We start from the raw sequence: 19,683 nt of genomic DNA on the forward strand, positions 1-19,683 counted from the left end.
GATCGAACCCACCGCCGAAGCTTCGTTCGCGGCAATGCGCGAGCGCAGCAGGTTGGGAATGGCGATCGCGGCGATAATCAGGATGATTGCCACCACAATCAGCAGCTCGATCAATGAGAAGCCTTTCTGTTTACGCATGGAGTGTCCCTTTCTTCGCCTTAAATGGTCTCAAATGTCCTGGCGCTGTCACGATAGTAACGGCACGTGGGCTGCCAGAACCTCCGAAAGCGGTGCCTAAGTAGGCTCGGGCGAAAAGGTGCTGATTTCCAAGCCCTTCCAGGTGCCAGATTGGAATTGTAAGGACTGCTTGGGGCGATATGGGACGCCAGGCGTCGGATGTATGACAATTTATGTCACCGAGATACCGCATTTTTGCCACTGGTGGTGCAAGTTGAGACGACAGTGCGCCGCATGAGACGGGTGAAATCTCGGCTACAATGAGCTGACCGCTCCTCATAACTGGAATCGTCCCGGATGTCGTCGCATCAGGCCGCCTTATCCAAGCCGCGTTTCTCCACATCTTTGTTGGTCGGTATTTTGCTGGCGGCCACGTTTCTGGTTTATCTGGGGACGCTGCAGTTTGAGTTTGTCTACGACGACTTGGGGCAAATCGTCGCCAACCCCGCCATCCAGGGCTGGAAGTTTTTTCCGCTGTATTTCCGCGCCAACGTGTGGATGCAGCAGTTCGCGGTGGGAAATTACTATCGGCCGGTTTTCCTGGCGTGGCTGCTGATTAACCACAGCCTGTTCGGGCTGCATGCGCCGTTGTGGCACCTGACGACGGTGCTGGCGCACGTCGGAGTGACGGCGCTGGTGTTCGTGCTGGCGCTGCGGCTGACGAGGCGGCGGCGAATCGCCGCAATGGCCACGCTGCTGTTCGGATTGCACCCGGTGCATTTGGAAGCGGTGGCATGGGTTTCCGGGGGTACGGAGCCCCTGCTGGCGCTGTTCCTGATACCGGCGTTTCTGGCTTATCTGAATTATCGCGAGCGCGGGCGAAGCGCGCACTGGATTCTGGTCTCGCTGGCACTGTACGCACTGGCACTGCTCTCGAAAGAGACGGCGGTGGTACTGCCGGCGCTGGTGATGGCCTACGAATGGCTCTTCGCGGCTGCCGGCGACAAATGGAGGGCACGGCTACGGTCGGCGGCAGTGGCGGCGCTCCCGTTCGTGCTGGTAACAGGGGCGTACCTGGCGGCTCGCAGCCTGGCGCTGCACGGCGTCGCGCACAAGACGGTGGAGCTGCCGGCAAAGATCGCGCTGCTGACGATCCCGTCGGCGCTGTGGGCGTACATCCGGCTGCTGCTGGCGCCGGTGGGCCTGAGCGTGTTTTACGACACGCCTTATGTGACGCACGTCAGCATGAGGTATGTAGGATTACCGCTGATCGGCATCGGAATGGCAATCGGGTTGCTGGTGTGGTGGTGGCGCAAGTCACGATCCGCGGTGGTGGCGTTCGCGTCGGTGTGGCTGGTAACGCCGATTTTGCCGTTGCTGTATCTGTCGGTCCTGCCGATGGGAGATTTCATCCATGATCGCTACCTGTACCTGCCCTCGGTGGGATTTGCGCTGCTGGTCGCGATGGCACTGGCAGAACTGGACGCGGTTAAAGTGCTGGCGCGGCCGGCAGGACAGTTGGTGGCGCTGGCGCTGGGCTTCCTGATGGCCTTCGCCACCGTGGCGCAGAGCGTTCCGTGGGCGAATGACCTGTTGCTCTACTACCACGGCATGGCGGTGGCGCCGAATAACGACCTGCCGCGCAACAAACTGGCGGCGTCGCTGGTGCAGCGCGGCATGTACGCCGAGGGAAGCAAGCTATACCAGGTGGTGCTGGCGAGCGATCCCGACTACTGGTACGCCAACTATCGCATGGGATTCGCGCAGTACAAGCTGGGTCGCTACGCCGAGGCCGAGCGCTATCTGGCGCGCGCCACGCAGTTGCACGGCACCCCCGATGAGTACTATTACCTTGGGTTGGCGCAGATGAAACTGGGACACGATGACGCTGCCGGAAAATCGCTGGCAGAAGCAGTTCGCCTGCAACCGAATGCCCCGGAATACCAGGAAGCACTCGCTACGGTGAAGCGGCAGCATCGATAAAGGAATCGCACACGCATGGCAACGGAAACCACAGAGGCATCGAGGCGAGAACCACAACCTGCAGTCCGGCATGCACCCGTGGCCCCGTGGTGGACAGCCCATTCAGACGGTCTCCTGCTCCGCCTCGCGTTCCTGCTTACTTTTGCGGCCTACGCGCGCACCATCGTCTTTGATTTCGTCTTCGACGACCACCTCCAGATCGCACTGAACCCCTGGGTGCAAGCCTGGCAATTTGTGCCCCATTACTTCACCGGACACGTGTGGAATTTCCAGCAACCCGCCTGGGCGGGGAACTACTACCGGCCATTGTTCCTGTTGTGGATGCGGGTCATGCACGCCGTCTTCGGACTGACGCCCGGGTGGTGGCATCTGATGAGCATCGCCCTGCATTTGGTAGCGACTTGGCTGGTGTACCGTCTGGGACTGCGCTTGCTGGGTTCGCGACGAGCTGCGGCGGTCGCGGCCATGCTGTTCGGCGTTAACCCGGTCCATATCGAGGCGGTGGCGTGGATCTCGGGAAATACCGAAACCCTGGTGGCGATCGCCTGCATGGCGACGTTCCTCGCCTACCTGAACTGGCGGGACGGCGGGACAAAGCGCGCCTGGTGGCTCACCGCCTCGGTGATGTTATACGTGGTATCCGTACTGCTGAAAGAAACCGGGGTGGTTATGCCCGGGGTCATTCTGGCGTACGAAATTCTTGCGCCCGACGAGAACGCCGGCCGGCGAACCCGGTTCAACTTGCGGCGAACGGCGCTGTTATTGGCGCCGTATGCGGTGATCACGCTCGCTTACCTAGGGGCGCGCGGCGCGGTATTGCGCGGGGTGGTCAGCCCCATGCATCACCGCCCGCTGGCATCGGTGGTGCTGACTTGGCCCAAGATTCTATGGTGCTACTTGCAACTCCTGGCTTGGCCGTTCCGGCTCAACGCCTACTATGACGATTTCGACCTGGTGAAGTCGTTCTGGTCGCGTGATTTCGTGTTGCCGACCCTGGGGATCGTGGCGCTGACCGGCGCATTTATCGTGTTGTTCCGGCGCTCGCGGCGCATGCTGTTTGGCGGCGTCGCCATTCTGTTGCCATTGCTGCCCGTCGTGGTCGGCTCAGTCGTATTCCAGATGCACGATTTCATCCACGACCGCTTCCTGTATGTCCCATCGATTGCCCTTGCCTTCATGCTGGCAAGCGCCTTTCTGCCGGGGAAGGCACCGGACAGAGTCGTGGGCAGGAAGTCATCGGCGGGGGCGAGAACTGAGACGAGCGGCTGGCTTGGAACGACGGCGGCAGTCGCTCTCGGCTTGACGCTGACGGTGGCCACCGTCGTGCAAAGTTTGCCCTGGGACAACGATATTGCGCTGTTCACGCACGCCCGGCAACTCGCGCCGCACAACGTGCGCGCCACCGAAGGACTTGCCGAAGCGTACGGCATGGTCGGCGATCTGGACGCCGCGCTGCGCGTCCAACGCGAAGCCACCATCGAGAAGCCCGACTACTGGGCGGGGTTGTGTAACCTCGGCATTTACTACTACCGCGCCGAAAACTATGCCGAAGCAGAACGGACGCTGATGCGCGCCATTGCCGCCTGGCCTCCGGAGATCCAGCCGATGAGCGGCAGCCAGTTTTACTATCTCGGAATGGCCCGCTTAAACATGGGGCACTTCGCCGAGGCGGAGGCCCCGCTTCGTCGCGCCGTCGAGTTGCGACCCGACTCTCCGGGATATCACTTTGGGCTGGGCACAGTGCTGAAACGACTCGGTAAAGTACAGGAAGCGGAGGTGGAGTTCCGCGCCGAAGCGGTGAATCGCAAAAGAATTGACCAACAGATGAAGATCCTGGGATTGAACGCGGTACCGTAGATCAGGCCACCAGCTGATCGCGGGAGATCTTCAGCCCGTTCAGATTGCCCAGCACGGTGACGGCGATAGACTCCGGCTTGAAGAATTCGTTGGCCAGCGCGATCAGTTCCTCCGACGTGACCTTTTCGATGCTGTTCACGATTTCGTCGAGGCCGATGAAGCGGTCGAAGTACATCTCCTGGCGCGCCAGGTTCGACATACGCGCGGTGGACGACTCCAGGCTGAGCATCAGGCTGCCCTTGAGCTGGTCCTTGGCCCGGCGCAGTTCCTCTGCCGGAATCGCTTCCGCCTTCAGGTTCCGGAATTCCTGCACCACCAATTGCACCACCTTGGGCGCCGATTCACGCGAAGTGCCGGCATAAATGGACAGGCACCCGGTATCGCGGTAAGGGTTCAGTTCGCTATAGATCGCGTATGCCAACCCCTGGCGCTCTCGGATGTTCTGGAAAAGGCGCGAGCTCATGCCGCCGCCCAGCAGCGTGCTCAGGATGTAGCCGGCGTAGCGCTGCTGGTGGCCCACGGGATGCGAGGGCACACCAACACAAATCTGCACCTGCTCCAGTGCTTTCTTGTTGCGCATGATGATGCGCGCGGAAACCTTTGGCGTGGCTTGGAGGAAGCCGTTCTTGCCCGCCAGCAGTCCGGAAAACTTTTCCCGCACCAGCTTGACGATTCGCTCGTGGTTCAGGTTGCCGGCGGCGGAGATGATCATGTTGTTGGGGATGAAGAACCGCCGCCAGTAGTTGAATAGCAGTTCCTGCTCGAATCGGCGCACCGTCTCCTTGGTGCCCAGGATGGGCTTGCCCAGGGGTTGGTCCTTCCAGAAATTCTGGGTAAAGATCTCGTGGACGAGGTAGTCGGGGTTGTCCTCGTCCATCTTAATCTCTTCCAGGATCACTCCGCGCTCGCGGGCGATGTCCTTGGTGTCGAAGACGGGGTTGAGCACCAGGTCGCTGAGCACGTCCATGGCGATGGGCAGGTGCTCGTCCAGGACTTTTATGTCGAAGGAAATGCATTCCTTGGCAGTGAAGGCATCGAGGTTGCCACCGATCGAGTCCACCTGCCGGGCAATGTCCTCGGCGGTGCGGGTCTTGGTGCCCTTGAACACCATATGCTCGACGAAGTGGGAGATGCCATTCGACTCCGGGTCTTCATGGCGCGATCCGGTCTTAATCCAAATGCCAATCGATACGGACCGGATGTGCGCCATCTCCTCGGTCAGCACAATCAGACCGTTCGGCAGCATTTCGCGCCGAATGCTACGGAGTTCTTCGACCATGACTTGTCCCACTCAACCTGAACCGCGCCTGGGAACGGCTCGGAGGCCCTAACAAGATTCTTACATACCGCGGGCAGCCGCGTGCACAAACATTCGCCGTGCAGAATCAATCACTTACAGTGATTCGTTGAAGCGATGCCGGGAACCGCCGCCGGCTGCCCCGCAGCGGATAGAATGGGCATATCCGTCTGTCGCTGCCCCTTTTGGATGCAATGAGAGAAGCGCCGCATGACGCACTTTTAGGCCGTGACCTTCAGGAGCTTGCCGCCCTGGCAGTGAATGCCGGCCAGCCTGCCTATCGAGGGCGGCAACTGTTCGACGCTCTATACCGGCAGCGGGTCGAAGCCCTCGACCACATCACGGCGCTGCCGCAGTCTTGGCGTGCGCAACTGGCGGAACAATATGTGGCCGGGATTCCATCCATCGAGAAGAAATTCGTTTCCGTCGACGGTACCGTGCGCTATCTGATTCGCTTCGCCGACGGGCAGAGCGTCGAGACCGTGTGGATGCCGGAAGGCGACGACGGCGAGCAGGGCGACGGCAGCGAGGCCGGCGAGGAGGAACTGCGGGGTGCCGCACCCTTGTCTTGCCCGCCGGAGCCTGTCCCGAAGCGAAGCGAGGGAGCGAGACGGGGCGGGCCCAAACGCGCCACCATCTGCGTTTCCAGCCAGGCGGGCTGCACAGTCAATTGCCAGTTCTGCATGACCGCTCTGCTCGGTCTGCCGAGAAACCTGACCGCGGGCGAAATTGTCGGCCAAATACTGCGGGTCCTGCAGGACCAGAACGTCTCCCTCGAATTCGAGCGGATCAACGTGGTTTTCATGGGCCAGGGCGAGCCTTTCCTCAATTACGACAACTTCATCAAGGCCGTGCGCCTGCTGGTTGCTGGAGTCGGGATCCCGGAATCAAGGATGACGGTCTCCACGGCGGGCATCGTGCCGCGTATCCGGGACTTCGGTGCCGAACTGGTCCGCCCCAAACTTGCCATCTCGCTCAACGCGTCCAATGACGCCCTGCGCGAGCAGGTCATGCCCATCAACCGCAAGTGGGACCTCACGCAACTGATCGCCGCCGCACGCCAGTTCCCGCTGCGACCTCGCGAGCGCCTGACGTTCGAATACGTGCTGCTCAACGGCGTCAACGACAGCGTGCAGAACGCGCGCGAGGTGGTGGAGTTGATTCGTGGGCTCAAGGCTAAGGTCAACCTGATCGCGCTTAACCCCGGACCGGAAATCCCATTCTCGACGCCCGCCGATGAGCGCGTACATACTTTCCAGCAAACGCTGATCCGCGCCGGCACTCCCACCTTTATTCGGCGTCCGCGAGGGCGCGACATCTACGCCGCCTGCGGTCAACTGAAGCGCGCGGAAGTCGTCCAGATTCGCGCATAGTCCCGCACCCCGATGATCCTGGCTCCAGCGCTTCTTTGTCCACCACGCAGCCTGATACGCTGAAGGTATGCCCGCACGCCGCGAGCCGAAAAGCTCGCCCATCAGCCTGCGCGACTACCGTTCCGACGACTTCCGCCGCCTGTGGGAAATCGACCAACAGTGCTTCGCCGGCGGTATCGCCTACTCGCAGTGCGAGCTGGCGCACTACATCGCGCTGCCCGGCGCGTTTGCCATCGTCGCCGAAAGTGCCGGCTCGGGAATGAAAGAGAGCGGGGCAGGGAAGCGGCGCATCGTCGGCTTTTTGGTGGGGCAGAGACTTCCCCGCGGCCTCGGGCACATTGTGACCATCGACGTTGTTCCTGAAGCCCGCCGCGCCGGAGTGGGCTCGCTGCTGATGGACGAATGCGAGCAGCGCCTCCGCAACGCGGGTTGCACCAGCATTTACCTGGAAACTGCGGTGGACAACAACACGGCGCTGCGGTTCTACAAAGCTCGCGACTATTCCGTTTTGAAGACCATCCCGCGATATTACCTGGACAAACTTGACGCTCTGCTGATGGGCAAGAAACTGTGATGAAAGTGCGCCCGTTCTGAATAATCTGGTGCGGGCGATACGCCGAACGTTGTACAAATTCGTAAGCAGCTCCACGATTTCGGCAGACTGGCCGCCGGACACTGAGTACTCTGTTATGAAAGTTGCCATCCAGGGCGAACTCGGCTCCTTCAGCGACGAAGCGGCGCGTACGTTTCTGCCCGGCTCCTCGGTCGTGCCCTGTGTCACCTCGTCTGAGGTGTTCGACCGCCTCGATTCCCACAGCGTCGCCGCGGCGCTGGTTCCCATCGAAAACTCGCTCGCCGGGCCCGTGGCGCAGCACCTTGACCTACTGCTGGCGCGCGATACGTTCATCCAGCGCGAATTCCGGCTACGCATCCGCCACAACCTTATCGCCGCTCCCGGCGTGAAGCTGAAAGACGTCGAGCGCGTCTTTTCCCATCCGGTCGCACTGGAACAGTGCCGCGAGTTCTTTCGCCGCCACTCCCAGGCGCGCCCCGAATCCTTCTACGACACCGCCGGCAGCGTTCGTCACGTCGTCGAGGAGAACCTGCGCAACGCCGCCGCCATCGCCGGCAGCCGCGCCGCCAGCGTGTACAAGGGCCGCATCCTGCAGCGCGGGCTGGAAGACGACAAACAGAACTTCACTCGCTTTTTTCTCGTCGGCCGCACTCGCCGCATGGTGCGCGGCGCCAACAAGACTTCCATCGCCTTCGCGCTGAAGAACGCGCCCGGAGCCCTATTCAAGTCGCTCAGCGTCTTTGCCCTGCGCGATATTGACCTCAGCAAGATCGAATCCCGCCCTCTCCGCGGCCGCTTGTTCGAGTATGTCTTTTTCATTGACTACCAGCGCGGTGACGACGAAGCGGCCCGCAAGGCGCTCGCCCATCTCCAGGAAATAGCCGAATTCGTGAAGGTGCTCGGCATCTATCCCGCGGCGTGAACTGGGTTCGATGGAGTAATCTGCTGGTCGCGAGGTGAGAAATGAAAGCTGCCGTCCTGATGTTTGCGGTGTTGCTCGGCTCCATGTCGTTCGCACAGCAAGCGGAGCAGAAGCCGGAAACTCCCGCCGCCAACCCCGCCGACGTGAAATCCATCGACAGCATCGTCAGCGCGATCTACGACGTGCTCTCCGGACCAGCCGGGCAGAAGCGCGATTGGAACCGCTTCCGTTCGCTGTTCTGGGCGGGCGCGCGCCTGATGCCGCTGGCCGCGACGCCGGCTAAAACCGGCTACGCGGCGCGTCTGCTCAGCGTCGAGGACTATGTCACCCGCACCGAACCTTTTTTCGCCAAGGAGGGCTTCTACGAAAGCGCCGCAGCCAACCGCGTGGAACAGTGGGCGCAGATTGCGCAGGTGTTCAGCACCTACGAGTCGCGCCATGCCAAGGGCGAGAAGCCGTTCGCCCGCGGCATCAACAGCATTCAGCTCTTCAACGACGGTCAGCGCTGGTGGGTGCTCAACATACTGTGGCTCAATGAATCCGAGCAGAATCCGTTGCCGGAGCGCATGCTCGGGCCGCCGGGTGGCAAGCCATAACGCTCCGTGTTGCTTTTTTCCTCCTCAGGCTCATGACCGTGTGTGTGCCGCATGATCACAGGCAAGCCAGTCGTCGCTCTCGTATTTCTGGTGTCGCTGGCGGCGTTCGCCGATCCGCGCCCCTACAATCCCGACCGCGGGCCGCTGCGCGTCCTTACCATTGACGAACTCGTCCTGCACGACTCCGCGCGCGACAAGGATCTGCGGCTGAAGATCTACTATCCCGAAGGCCCGGGCCCGTTTCCCGTCGTCATCTTTTCGCACGGCGCGTTCGCTTCGCGGGAAGCGTATTCCGCCCTCGGTCAATACTGGGCCAGCTACGGTTACGTCAGCATTCATCCTTCGCACGCCGACTCCAGGCAGGACAGCGGCTACCGGGGAACTCTGCGTCAGGTCCTGCTCGACTCCCGTCTGTGGCGCAGCCGCCCGAAAGACATCTCCTTCGTTATTGACTCGCTCGCGCAAATCGAAAGACTCGCGCCCACGCTGAAAGGCAAGCTCGACCGCGCGCGCATCGGCGTCGGCGGTCATTCCTACGGCGCCTACACGGCGGTCGCAATCGGCGGCGCCACCGTGCTGATGCCCGGCGCCAAGGCCCCGCAGAGCTTCGCCGACAAACGGGTACGCGCGATCGTTGCGCTCTCACCGCAGGGCGAGGGCGAAATGGGCCTGACCTCGCGCTCGTGGGAACACATCCGCGTGCCCATGCTGGCGATGTACGGATCGCGCGACTTCGGCACCCAGCGCCGCACTCCGACTTGGCGCAGCCAGCCTTTCAACGGCGCTCCCGAGGGCGACAAGTACGACGTGGAACTCCAGGGCGCCACGCACTTCACCTTCGTCGGCCCCTTCCGCCGCCGCGCGATCGAAACCAATCTGTTTAAGTGCGCCAAGCTGGAGACCATCGCCTTCTGGGACACCTACCTCAAAGACGACGAAGCAGCCCGCGAATACCTCGCCTACGAGGGCCTGAAGACCTTCTGCGGCGCCGACGCCCGCCTGGACCGCAAGTAGCGGATTTGCGCCGGAGCCCATGCTGCGGCTGCAAGCAGTCGGAGAGGCACACAGTCAGGCTTGCCTTTGAGCAATCTGGCCGCGCACGAACGCCCCATCGATGTTGGCGATGATCTGGTCGCGCACCCGGCGGAAAACGCCGAGCCGTTCCTCGTGGGTTCCTTCGGCGGCGGCCGGGTCTTCCAGACTCCAATGGACAAACTTCCAGGTACCAGGAAATATCGGGCAGCGCTCCCTGGCGTTGTCGCAGACCGTAACCACGTAAGCGACGGACTGGCCCAGGAGGCTGACGACGTCCTTGGAAGTCTGGTGGGATATGTCGATGCCGGCCTCACGCATGGCCTCGATCGCCAAAGGATTGAGTCCTTTGGGCTCAATGCCGGCGCTCATGGCCTCGAAGCGATCGCCGGCGACATGACGCAGATAGCCTTCTGCCATCTGGCTGCGCGCTGAATTACCCGTGCACAGGAACAACACCTTCGGCTTCACGAACGCCTCCAAGGCGGATCACTTTCGACGGTGCCTCGCATCACAGCCTAGCATACTAGCATACATGTATACGTGTATGTGAATATCAGTGGTAGAATCACAGCGGAGACTTCGCATGGAAGATTTGGAGCGGTTATTCAAGGGGCTCGCGGATCAGACGAGGCTTAGGATTCTCAACCTGCTTCTCCACGGCGAGCTCTGCGTCTGCGACATCCAGTACGTGCTGGCTTCGCCGCAACCCAACATTTCGCGCCATTTGATTTACCTCAAGCACGCCGGCCTGGTCACGGACCGGCGTGAAGGCGCGCGCATGTATTACCAACTGGCGCAGCCGGCAAAGCGCCTGCACCGCACGCTCTTCGTTTTCCTGCGCCACGCTTTTGCGGCTTGTCCCGAACTGGCGCAGGACTCGCGCCGGCTGAGGAAGGCCATTCAATCCGGCTCGTGTACCGTCGGGGAGTGGCATCCATTTTCGGCTATTTATTCAACTTCTTGATGTAGGAGCTCTCATGAAAATCACCGTGTACGGACCGGGATGTGCGCGCTGCAAGCAGACGGAAAAAATCGTGCGCTTGGCGGTTGAAGCCCCAGGTGTCGAAGCCGAGGTCGAGAAAATTTCCGATTTTCCGGCCATGGCCAAAATCGGCGTGCTTTCCACGCCCGCAGTCGCGTTCGATGGCGTGGTGAAGAGCAGGGGCGCATTCCCACCGAGGACGAAGTCAGAGGCTGGCTGCAAGCGGTTATGAGTTGCCGGTCGTAAGCACGACCCGGAATCGCGCCTTGCCGCTCATCATGCGCTCGTACGCTTCCGCCGCGCGCTCCAGAGGATAGACCTCGGTCATCGGACGCACGCCTGTGAGCGCGCCGAAGGCCAAGGTATCTTGCGAATCCGCCGAGGTGCCCGAGGGCCAGCCCTGAAGCGACTTCCGCCCGCCGATCATCTGCAGGACGTCAACCGCTAGCGGTTCGTCGGCCGCGCCCACGATGACGAACCTCCCGTCCAGGCCGAGACCGGACAGGGCAGCCGTCATAGCGCGTCCGCTGGTCACGGTGGCGAGGATTACTTTCGCTCCGCCCAGTGCCTGCAGCTTCTCGCCGACGTTTTCCTTCTGGCTATCAATGTAGTGATGCGCTCCCAGTTGCCTGGCCAGCGGCCCCTTGTCCTCGCCGCGCGCGATGGCCACCGTGTCGAAACCCATCCTGACCGCAAACTGCACTCCCAGGTGCCCGAGACCCCCCAGCCCGAGGATCGCCACCAGATCGCCGGCGCGGGCGCCGCTGTGACGCAGCGAGTTGAAGGTCGTAATCCCGGCGCACATCATGGGACCGGCATCCACCGGCGAGAACGCTTCGGGAATCGCCGCCAGCGCTTCGAAGGGCACGACCACGTACTCCGCGTATCCGCCGTCGTAAGTAATGCCGGGTATCTGCCCGTTGCGGCAGGTGATGAAATCTCCGCGCCGGCACGATGTGCAGTGGCCGCAATGTCCGCCATGCCAGCCAATGCCGACGCGCTGCCCCGGCTTCCACTCCGGAACATCACGGCCGATGGCGTCGATCAGGCCCGCCATCTCGTGCCCGGGAACGCGCGGGTACTGAATTCCCGGCCACATGCCTGTCTTGGTGAAGGAGTCGCTGTGGCACAGGCCGCACGCCTGCACTTTGACGCGCACCTCCCGCGCCCGCGGCTCCGGCAGCGGACGCTCGACCAATTCGAAGGGACCATCAGGGCGGGGAACCTGCACAGCGCGCATCGTGGCCATCGTTCTCTCCGTTCAACGGCTGCGGTTTGGATTGTTTACCACTGCGGTTTTGGATGCGGCGGCGCCGGAGGAAGTCGCGTATCTGCGACACCGGCAATTTTGATAGGATAGAGGTGGCCGCCGGAGAGGCGGCTTTTTGTAGACCACTCGATTTCCTTCCTATTTGGCGCGGAGAGGTGCGTGAGTGGTTGAAACGATCCGCCTCGAAAGTCGAGGCGCTTGGCGGGCGTGAGGCGCGCAGCGCCGTGAGCCCGTCGCCGAGATCCTGAGCGGGAAGCGAAGGACCTCTACAATTCGAAATGCGATTCCGGTTGCCGCTGCCGGATTCGTGGCGCGGAGAGGTGCGTGAGTGGTTGAAACGATCCGCCTCGAAAGCGGACATACCTTGACGGGTATCGGGGGTTCGAATCCCTCCCTCTCCGCCAGCAAAACAGCTGTTGTGGTGCGGACCCTTCGATTTCCGCCCAAAACAATGCACGCAACAAGAGTAGTCAAGGAAGCCGTTGTGGGCACTACTAGCCGCCCGTGAGTATGCGGTACTGCTCCTCCGTCAGGGGAACCACGGATAGCCTGCCCTGCTTCAGCAGCGGCGAGTCCCGGAACTCCGGGTTGGCCTTGATTTCCGCCAGCGATGTCGCGGTCGCCAACTCCCGCCCGGCCTTGATTGTCACCGCCGGTGTCTTCGGATCGGCTAAATCCACGCTGACCACGGAAGCTGTGCCCACGGTCCGCCGCTCTTCGCCGGTGTGATAAATGATCAGGCCGTCTCCCGGCTTGGTCGCGCGCAGGTTCTTGAGGGCTACCGGATTGGTCACTCCGTCCCAGACAGTTACTTTGTCTCGCTGCAAATCGGCGAAGGAATATTCGGAAGGCTCCGTCTTCAGCAGGTAGTACATAGCGCGATTTAGCCTCGTTGCTCTTGTTTTTCGAGCTCTCATCTGGGATGCGGATGGGGCGCATGCTTGTAGCTTCGTGCTGCCGGCTCAATGGCGCGCGAAATCGTTCCGGACCACCGTGCCGCCCTTCATGACAAAGCGAACGTTCTCCAGCACCTTGACGTCGGCCAGCGGATCGCCCTCAACCGCGATCAGGTCGGCGAAGTGGCCTTTCTCCAGCGTCCCGACCTGGTCACTCCAGCCAAGCAGGTCGGCGGCGTTGATGGTCGCGGCCTGGATAGCATCCAGCGGCTTCATGCCCCACTCCACCATCTTGGCGAACTGCTTCGCGTTGTCGCCGTGAGGATAGACGCCGGCGTCGGTGCCGAAGGCCATCTTCGCTCCCGCCTGAAATGCCTTGCGGAAATTCTCGCGCTGCAGCCGCCCAATCTGCTTTTCTTTCGCGATGGATTCGGGAAGCATGCCGGACTTCTCCCCCATGGCGAGAATGTAGTCGTCGTTGTAGATGTCAAAGACGAGATAGGTCCCATGCTCCTTGGCCAGGCGAATGCCTTCGTCGTCGATCAGACTGGAGTGTTCGATGGAATCAATGCCGGCGCGAATGGCGTCCTTGATCGATTCGGCGCCGTGCGCGTGCGCGGCAACCTTGCGCCCGAGTTTGTGCGCTTCGGCGGCGATGGCCTGCATCTCCTCCAGCGTGTACTGCGGCGCGGCAGCCTGGTCGCCCTTGCTGAGCACGCCGCCGGAGGCGCAGATCTTGATCAGGTCGGCGCCGTACTTGATGACCTCGCGGACTTTCTGGCGCGCCGCCCAGGGACCGTCGGCTACGCCCTCCGCGGTGCGGTGATACTCGAAGGGCAACAGGTTGTCGTCGCAGTGGCCGCCGGTGATGCCCAGCGCCGGGCCGGAGACCAGCATGCGCGGGCCTTCGATATCCCCGGCATTGATGGCGTCGCGCACGGCAACGTCGGTGAAGCCGTCGGCGCCGACGTTGCGCAGAGTGGTGAAGCCGGCGCGCAGCGTAATCCTGGCGTTCTTCACGCCGATGGTGGTTTCGCGCGGAATGGAGATGCCGAGGGCGCGGTAACCGTGCATTGTGGCGTCGCCGGTAATGTGCGTGTGCACGTCAATCAGTCCGGGAAGACAGGTGGCGTTCGGAAGGTCGATCGTTGATGTGCCGGCGGGACCGATCGAGGTGATCAAGCCGGAGCTGTCGAACGAGACCACCTGATTGGTGAGCACGCGACCCGTGCGAACGTCGAGCAGGCGGCCACAGCGGACACTTCCGGGAGTGACCTCCGCGGACGCTGCGCAGGCCAGAAGAAAGAGGAGGAGCGAGGCAAGTTTGATTTTCATAGAAACCCAGATTGTACCTGACGCGGTCGGAAGCGAGGGCGCCTGCGCCACAATGCCGCACCAGCCGACACAGCCCGGCTATCGGCGCGCGCGGAAGAAACTCTGCAGCAGCTCCTGGCAACGGGCGGCGAGCACGCCTGCGGTGACCTCCATGCGGTGGTTGAGTTGAGGATGGTTGAGCACGGGCACGACGGAATGAACCGCGCCGGCTTTAGGATCGTCGGCGCCGTACACCAGCCGCTTGAGGCGGGCGTGCATCAGCGCCCCGGCGCACATGGCGCAAGGCTCGATGGTGACGAACATCTCGCAGTCCAGCAGGCGGTGATTGCCGACGGTGCGGCCGGCTTCGCGCAGGGCGACGATCTCGGCGTGTGCCGTGGGATCGGAATCGCTGAGGTTGCGGTTGAAACCGCGCCCGACAACGCGGCCGTCGCAGACCACCACGGCGCCGACCGGCACCTCGCCTGCAGCCTGCGCGCGAGCGGCTTCGCGCAGGGCCTCCTCCATGCTGAGTTCGTCGGACATTACCTCCATTTGTAAACGGTAATTGGTAATTTGCAATTTGAATTGTTAGCGGAATCTAGGCTCCGGCGGCCTCCCGGTGGCGCGTCACACCTGCGGTGGAGTAGACTGGCGCCGTGGGGCTAAAACAAGTTATAGACAAAGTTCTGATGGTGGACCTCATCAAGGGGCTGAAGGTGACGTTTCGTTACCAGCACCCGAAAGAGGTCTATACCGAGCAGTATCCGCTGCAGCGTCCGCAGGTGGCCGAGCGCTACCGCGGTGCGCCGCGCCTCAACGTCAACCCGGATACGGATGAGACGCTGTGCATTGCCTGCGACCTGTGCGCGCTGGCCTGCCCGGAGCATCTGATCGTGGTCAGCGCTGAGCGCAACCCCAACACGCGTCGCAAAGAGCTCACCAACTTTACCTACGACCTGAGCCGGTGCATGTTCTGCGGCCTGTGCGAGGACGCCTGCCCCACCGATTGCCTGGAACTGACGCAGGATTTCGAACTGGCGAGCTACACCCGCGAGGGCGCCATCTGGGACCGCCAGACGCTGGAGCAGGGCCCGCAACCGGTGAAATACGAAAGATAGATAGATTCCAGTTTCGGTTCGAAGAGGCCGCCCCTGAGAGCGGCCTTTGCTTCGCTTCATTGCAGCACTGAGGCCCGCTGCTAGTGCAATTTAAATTGCACCGTGATCTGCGTCTCAATCTCAACGGGAGTGCCATTCAAGAGGTACGGCCTGTATTGCCACTGCGAAACTGCATCGATGGCTGCTTGTGTTAGCGGTGCTCGGCCTGAAACCACAAAAATGTAGACGAACGTTGTCGATCGGTCTGACTGTCTAGCTACGCCGGTTGCTGCATGGTCATGCAGTGAATGGCTCCCAGACCCCAGATCAGATCGCCGCAGTAGATGGGAATGATTTCGCGATCGGGGAACAGGTCGGCGAGGATGTTGAGCGCGCGGCGATCATTGGGATCGTTGAAGACGGGCACCAGCACGCGGCGGTTGGCGACGTAGAAATTGGCGTAGCTGGCGGGCAAACGTCGCTGGCGAAAAATGACCGGCGCGGGCATGGGGAGTTCGACAATGTTGAGTCCATGTCCGCGCTGGTCAGACATCCCGCGAAGGCTTTCAAGATTCCTTTGCAGCGGCTCGTGATTGGCGTCGTCGCGGTTGCCCTCGACAGCGGTGACAATCGTATCGGGCGAGACGAAGCGGGCGATATCGTCAATGTGGCCGTGCGTGTCGTCGCCGGCGATGCCGCGCTCCAGCCAGAGAACTTTTTCGATCCCAAGATAATCGGCGAAGACGCGCTCCAGGTCACGGCGCGTCAGCCCGGGATTGCGCTGCTGCGTTTCGCTGAGCAGACATTCTTCCGTGGTGAGCAGCAGGCCGCGGCATGGGCTTCGGGCTGCGCCTACGCGACGGCGCGTGTGCCGTAACCGGCCGCCAGACGGGGAACTTGAGCCAGCGCACCATCTGCTCGGAGGCGCGCTGGTCCAGCGGCCAGTCGGGATATTTGGCCCAGCCATTGAACTGGAAATTGACCGCGGTAACGCGATCTCGTTTGTCATTGCGCTTGACGAAGATGGGAGCGAAGTCGCGCGTCCAGCCGCGATTGGTGCGCCAGCGGTGAAAGCGGACGGTATCGCGCAGCGCGTCGGCGCGGTCGAGCACCTCGCGCGCCTTGGCTTCCGCGGCAGCGTCTTCGACAATGATGTCTATGCGCTCCACGCGCGCCAGGTGGCGCACGATTTCGGCATAGACCCAGGGGATCGGCTGAAACTTGCCCGGCCAGTCGGTGCGGTTGTGCGGCCACCCCAGCCAGGTGGAGGCGTGCGGCTCCCATTCGGCAGGCATACGGTAGCCGAGGGCGGCGGGAGTCTCGTTAGACTTCTTCTTTGCCACCATACTTGCAATTCCAACCGTGAAGGACACGAAGAATCACAAAGGTACAGTATTTCCTTCGTGTCCCTTCGTGCCCTTTGTGGTTAAGTTTTTCCTTCAATCGATCATGCGATTCGTGATCGGGGCGTAGCTGTCGATGCGACGGTCGCGGAGGAAGGGCCAGTTGCGGCGCACTTCTTCCAGCTTGCGCAGGCTGACCTCGCCGATCAGGATTTCCTCGCCCTCCGACGATGCTTCGGCAATCACCGTGCCGAATGCGTCGCAGATAAACGAACTGCCCCAGAAGTCCAGGCCGGCGCCGGGAGTCTGCTTGCCTCGGATATTGCCGGTCTCGTGTCCCACGCGATTTACCGCCGCCACGTAAACCCCGTTGGCGATGGCGTGCGCCCGCTGCACGGTGCGCCAGGCATCCTGCTGCGCCGCTCCGTACTGCTCTTTCTCCGCCGGGTGCCAGCCGATGGCTGTGGGATAAAACAGCACGTGCGCGCCGCTGAGCGCGGTCAGGCGCGCGCCTTCTGGATACCACTGATCCCAGCAGATGAGCGTGCCCACGCGTCCCACCTCGGTGTCGAAAGCGCGGTAGCCAAGGTCGCCGGGGGTAAAGTAGAACTTCTCGTAGTACAGGGGATCGTCGGGGATGTGCATCTTGCGGTAGATGCCGGCGAGCTTGCCGTCGGCGTCGAGCACGGCAGCGGTATTGTGATACACGCCCGGCGCGCGTTTCTCGAACAGGGACGCGATGAGAACCACCTTCTGCTGCCGGGCGAGCTGCGACAGGCGCGTCGTGGTCGGGCCGGGGATCGGTTCGGCCAGGTCGAACAGCGACGCGTCCTCGCGCTGGCAAAAATACTGCGTGAGAAACAGCTCCGGCAGGCAGACCACCTGCGCCCCGCGACCGGCCGCGTCGCGCACCATGTCCACGGCGTGCTCAAGGTTCTTCTCCGGGTCGGCAGAGCACGACATCTGGATGAGGCCGACGCGAAACTGGTCGGGAGCGGGCAAGAATCCTCCGCGAAACGGATAAGAATAGCAGAGCGACATTCGCGTTTTGCGATTGCCGGTTTGTGATTTGCGGGACATTGACGCGAACCTGCAAGCGATTTACTTTGGCTGTTTCCCGAATCAGCGATCAGCCGCGTTATGCCTGCGGCGACATTTGTCTTGAGGTGAAGGATTGAAGCGCAAGCCCGGCCACGAAAAAAATGCCCCGGCCAAGCACAAGCAGAAAGATCACGCACCGGAAGGCAGCGGCATTGACCGCCGACTGCACACGCCGGAAGAAGACGACCTGGTCCCGCTGGAGCCGCTCGACCTGGGGCGCATTCGCGGGATTGACGACCTGGTGCGCGCCATGGGGCGCACCGCTTTCACCGCGCGGCAGGTGGGCGAAGCTGCCGACGTCCTGGAAGCGATGGCCCGCGATCAAGACTGCCTCGTCGTCATGACCTTGGCCGGCGCCATGACGGTGGCCAAGCAGGGGCTCATTATCACCGAGCTGATTGACCGCGGCATCGTGCGCGCGCTGGTGTCCACCGGCGCGCTGATGGCGCACGGGCTGGTGGAGGGCATCGGGCGTTCGCATTACGTGTACGACCCCAAGATGAACGACGTGGAGTTGTACGAGGCGGGGTACAACCGGGTGTACGACACGCTGGAGCCGGAGCAGAATCTCGATCAGGTGGAGCGCATCGTCGCGCCCATCCTGGACCAGTGGAACGCCGACGAAACAGTGTGCTCGTGGAAGCTGAACCGCGCCATCGGGGAGCACCTCAGCAAGCACGTGCCGGGGAGGGGAATTCTGAAGTCGGCTTATGAAAAAAATGTTTCGGTGTTTGTGCCCGCGTTCTCCGATTCGGAGCTGGGGCTGGATCTCGCGCTGCACAATCGCATGCGCGTGAAGCAGGGAAGACCGAAGCTGCGCTATGACCCGTTCGAGGATGTGGACAAGTATGCCGATACCATGCTGGCGTCGCCGCGCATGGGTGTGTTCACCATCGGCGGCGGCGTCCCGCGGAATTGGACGCAGCAGTTGGGACCGTACCTGGAATTGCGGCACCGGCGCGGCGGTGAGGATGTTCCGCTGAAGCGTTTTCATTACGGCGTGCGCATCTGCCCCGAGCCGGTGTACTGGGGCGGACTGTCGGGCAGCCCCTACACCGAGGCCGTGTCGTGGGGAAAATTTGTCCCGCCAAAGGAAGGCGGAAAATTTGCCGAGGTCTTCCTGGACGCCACCGTCGGACTGCCGCTGGTGGTCGGCGCGGTGCTAGAGCGGCTGGAGAAACGGTAGGTTGCCCCACCCTTGTCTCGCCTGCTGGCACCTGCCCCGAAGCGCAGCGAGTGAGCGAGACAGGGTGGGGGTTTTCTCAACCGAGCAATTGGCGGGAGCATCCAATCAGCAGCGATGAAAATCGGCGTTTTGGCATTACAGGGCGATTTTGACGCGCACCGGCGGCGGCTGCAGGAGCTGGGCGCAGAAGTTGTCCTGGTTAAAAAACCGGAGCAACTGGACGAGGTGGACGCGCTGGTCATCCCCGGCGGGGAGTCCACCACGTTCCTCAAACTGCTCGGCGAGGCGGGATTTCAGACGCTCAAAGACTTCGTGCGCGTGAAGCCCACGTTCGGCACCTGCGCCGGGGCGATTCTTCTGGCGCACGATGTGGACAACCCGCCGCAGCCCGGTTTGGGCGCGCTCGACGTCAGCATCAAGCGCAACGCCTACGGGCGCCAGGTGGACAGTTCTATCCGTTTAGGCACGTCCAAGCTGGGACCACAGCCTCTCGAAATGGTCTTCATCCGCGCTCCGAAATTCGAAAACCTCGGAGCAAACGTGGATGTCCTTGCCAGGGAAGGGAACGATCCCGTCTTGATCCGGCAGGGAAGCGTGCTGGCCGCGACCTTCCACCCCGAACTTTCCGACGACAAACGCGTGCACCAGTACTTCCTGCAGATGGTGCAAAACGGCGGCCGCTGAATTCTTACATTTCACGGATGAGCGGGCCGGAAATCATCGGCGGCCTGCATCTG

At 62.1% G+C, this 19,683-nt stretch carries 20 protein-coding genes, 1 tRNA gene and 2 pseudogenes; 13 read left to right on the plus strand and 10 right to left on the minus strand.

The window, feature by feature from the left end:
* On the minus strand, window positions 1–138 hold a 138-nt coding region (locus LAN64_16445), incomplete at its 3' end, for a prepilin-type N-terminal cleavage/methylation domain-containing protein (GenBank protein ID MBZ5569426.1).
* Between the two features lie 336 nt (window positions 139–474).
* Here LAN64_16445 and LAN64_16450 point away from each other — a divergent pair.
* A complete protein-coding gene (locus LAN64_16450; GenBank protein ID MBZ5569427.1) occupies window positions 475–2,100 on the plus strand; it encodes a tetratricopeptide repeat protein in 1,626 nt (541 codons plus the stop codon).
* A gap of 78 nt (window positions 2,101–2,178) precedes the next feature.
* The gene (locus tag LAN64_16455) at window positions 2,179–3,957 is read left to right on the plus strand and encodes a tetratricopeptide repeat protein (protein MBZ5569428.1); all 1,779 of its coding nucleotides are present in this window, start codon (window positions 2,179–2,181) and stop codon (window positions 3,955–3,957) included.
* A gap of 1 nt (window position 3,958) precedes the next feature.
* Here LAN64_16455 and LAN64_16460 read toward each other — a convergent pair whose 3' ends face one another.
* The gene (locus LAN64_16460) at window positions 3,959–5,236 is read right to left on the minus strand and encodes an insulinase family protein (GenBank protein MBZ5569429.1); all 1,278 of its coding nucleotides are present in this window, start codon (window positions 5,234–5,236) and stop codon (window positions 3,959–3,961) included.
* 212 nt (window positions 5,237–5,448) lie between these two features.
* On the opposite strand from LAN64_16460, the gene rlmN reads away from it, so the two are divergent.
* From rlmN to LAN64_16485, 5 genes are all read left to right on the plus strand, one after another.
* The gene (gene rlmN / locus LAN64_16465; protein ID MBZ5569430.1) at window positions 5,449–6,627 is read left to right on the plus strand and encodes a 23S rRNA (adenine(2503)-C(2))-methyltransferase RlmN; all 1,179 of its coding nucleotides are present in this window, start codon (window positions 5,449–5,451) and stop codon (window positions 6,625–6,627) included.
* A 67-nt stretch (window positions 6,628–6,694) separates the two neighbouring features.
* A complete protein-coding gene (locus LAN64_16470) occupies window positions 6,695–7,201 on the plus strand; it encodes a GNAT family N-acetyltransferase (protein MBZ5569431.1) in 507 nt (168 codons plus the stop codon).
* A gap of 115 nt (window positions 7,202–7,316) precedes the next feature.
* Complete coding sequence (gene pheA / locus LAN64_16475) at window positions 7,317–8,123, plus strand: prephenate dehydratase (GenBank protein ID MBZ5569432.1); 807 nt, start codon at window positions 7,317–7,319, stop codon at window positions 8,121–8,123.
* A 41-nt stretch (window positions 8,124–8,164) separates the two neighbouring features.
* The gene (locus LAN64_16480) at window positions 8,165–8,719 is read left to right on the plus strand and encodes a hypothetical protein (GenBank protein MBZ5569433.1); all 555 of its coding nucleotides are present in this window, start codon (window positions 8,165–8,167) and stop codon (window positions 8,717–8,719) included.
* Window positions 8,720–8,770: 51 nt separating this feature from the next.
* Window positions 8,771–9,733 carry an alpha/beta fold hydrolase gene (locus LAN64_16485; protein MBZ5569434.1) on the plus strand — a complete coding sequence of 321 codons (963 nt, stop codon included), beginning with the start codon at window positions 8,771–8,773 and terminating at the stop codon, window positions 9,731–9,733.
* A gap of 54 nt (window positions 9,734–9,787) precedes the next feature.
* Here the strand turns inward: LAN64_16485 and LAN64_16490 are convergent, their stop codons facing one another.
* Window positions 9,788–10,222 (minus strand): arsenate reductase ArsC, encoded by a 435-nt coding sequence (locus LAN64_16490; GenBank protein ID MBZ5569435.1) that lies wholly within the window; start codon window positions 10,220–10,222, stop codon window positions 9,788–9,790.
* A gap of 115 nt (window positions 10,223–10,337) precedes the next feature.
* Between LAN64_16490 and LAN64_16495 the strand changes: the two genes are divergently transcribed.
* Window positions 10,338–10,718, plus strand: a complete 381-nt coding sequence (locus LAN64_16495; GenBank protein ID MBZ5569436.1) for a metalloregulator ArsR/SmtB family transcription factor — start codon at window positions 10,338–10,340, stop codon at window positions 10,716–10,718.
* A gap of 13 nt (window positions 10,719–10,731) precedes the next feature.
* Window positions 10,732–10,982, plus strand: a pseudogene (locus LAN64_16500) (thioredoxin family protein).
* On the opposite strand, the gene LAN64_16505 reads toward LAN64_16500, so the two are convergent.
* On the minus strand, window positions 10,963–11,985 hold the full coding sequence (locus LAN64_16505; GenBank protein ID MBZ5569437.1) for an alcohol dehydrogenase: 1,023 nt from the start codon (window positions 11,983–11,985) through the stop codon (window positions 10,963–10,965). The pseudogene LAN64_16500 and the gene LAN64_16505 overlap by 20 nt on opposite strands.
* Window positions 11,986–12,320: 335 nt before the next feature.
* On the opposite strand from LAN64_16505, the gene LAN64_16510 reads away from it, so the two are divergent.
* Window positions 12,321–12,410 (plus strand) — tRNA-Ser (locus LAN64_16510).
* A 90-nt stretch (window positions 12,411–12,500) separates the two neighbouring features.
* On the opposite strand, the gene LAN64_16515 is transcribed toward LAN64_16510, so the two are convergent.
* From LAN64_16515 to tadA, 3 genes are all read right to left on the minus strand, one after another.
* Window positions 12,501–12,881 (minus strand): EVE domain-containing protein, encoded by a 381-nt coding sequence (locus tag LAN64_16515; GenBank protein ID MBZ5569438.1) that lies wholly within the window; start codon window positions 12,879–12,881, stop codon window positions 12,501–12,503.
* Between the two features lie 87 nt (window positions 12,882–12,968).
* Entirely contained in the window at window positions 12,969–14,237 is a 1,269-nt protein-coding gene (locus LAN64_16520; GenBank protein ID MBZ5569439.1) for an amidohydrolase family protein, read from the minus strand.
* Window positions 14,238–14,315: 78 nt separating this feature from the next.
* Window positions 14,316–14,762 carry a tRNA adenosine(34) deaminase TadA gene (gene tadA, locus LAN64_16525; GenBank protein ID MBZ5569440.1) on the minus strand — a complete coding sequence of 149 codons (447 nt, stop codon included), beginning with the start codon at window positions 14,760–14,762 and terminating at the stop codon, window positions 14,316–14,318.
* A gap of 146 nt (window positions 14,763–14,908) precedes the next feature.
* Here tadA and LAN64_16530 point away from each other — a divergent pair, with 146 nt between their 5' ends.
* Window positions 14,909–15,337: an NADH-quinone oxidoreductase subunit I gene (locus LAN64_16530; protein MBZ5569441.1), complete on the plus strand. Its 429-nt coding sequence runs from the start codon at window positions 14,909–14,911 to the stop codon at window positions 15,335–15,337.
* Between the two features lie 80 nt (window positions 15,338–15,417).
* On the opposite strand, the gene LAN64_16535 is transcribed toward LAN64_16530, so the two are convergent.
* The 3 genes and pseudogenes from LAN64_16535 to LAN64_16545 form a co-directional block, all read right to left on the minus strand.
* Window positions 15,418–15,657 (minus strand): energy transducer TonB, encoded by a 240-nt coding sequence (locus LAN64_16535; protein ID MBZ5569442.1) that lies wholly within the window; start codon window positions 15,655–15,657, stop codon window positions 15,418–15,420.
* Window positions 15,594–16,662, minus strand: a pseudogene (locus LAN64_16540) (agmatine deiminase family protein). The gene LAN64_16535 and the pseudogene LAN64_16540 overlap by 64 nt, the downstream one beginning before the upstream one ends.
* A gap of 93 nt (window positions 16,663–16,755) precedes the next feature.
* Complete coding sequence (locus tag LAN64_16545) at window positions 16,756–17,700, minus strand: carbon-nitrogen hydrolase (GenBank protein ID MBZ5569443.1); 945 nt, start codon at window positions 17,698–17,700, stop codon at window positions 16,756–16,758.
* A gap of 310 nt (window positions 17,701–18,010) precedes the next feature.
* Between LAN64_16545 and LAN64_16550 the strand changes: the two genes are divergently transcribed.
* Complete coding sequence (locus tag LAN64_16550) at window positions 18,011–18,946, plus strand: deoxyhypusine synthase family protein (GenBank protein ID MBZ5569444.1); 936 nt, start codon at window positions 18,011–18,013, stop codon at window positions 18,944–18,946.
* A gap of 114 nt (window positions 18,947–19,060) precedes the next feature.
* A complete protein-coding gene (pdxT, locus tag LAN64_16555) occupies window positions 19,061–19,630 on the plus strand; it encodes a pyridoxal 5'-phosphate synthase glutaminase subunit PdxT (GenBank protein MBZ5569445.1) in 570 nt (189 codons plus the stop codon).
* The last annotated feature ends 53 nt before the right edge of the window (window positions 19,631–19,683 follow it).

It is taken from the genome of Terriglobia bacterium, assembly GCA_020073185.1.
GTDB lineage: Bacteria > Acidobacteriota > Terriglobia > Terriglobales > Acidobacteriaceae > JAIQGF01.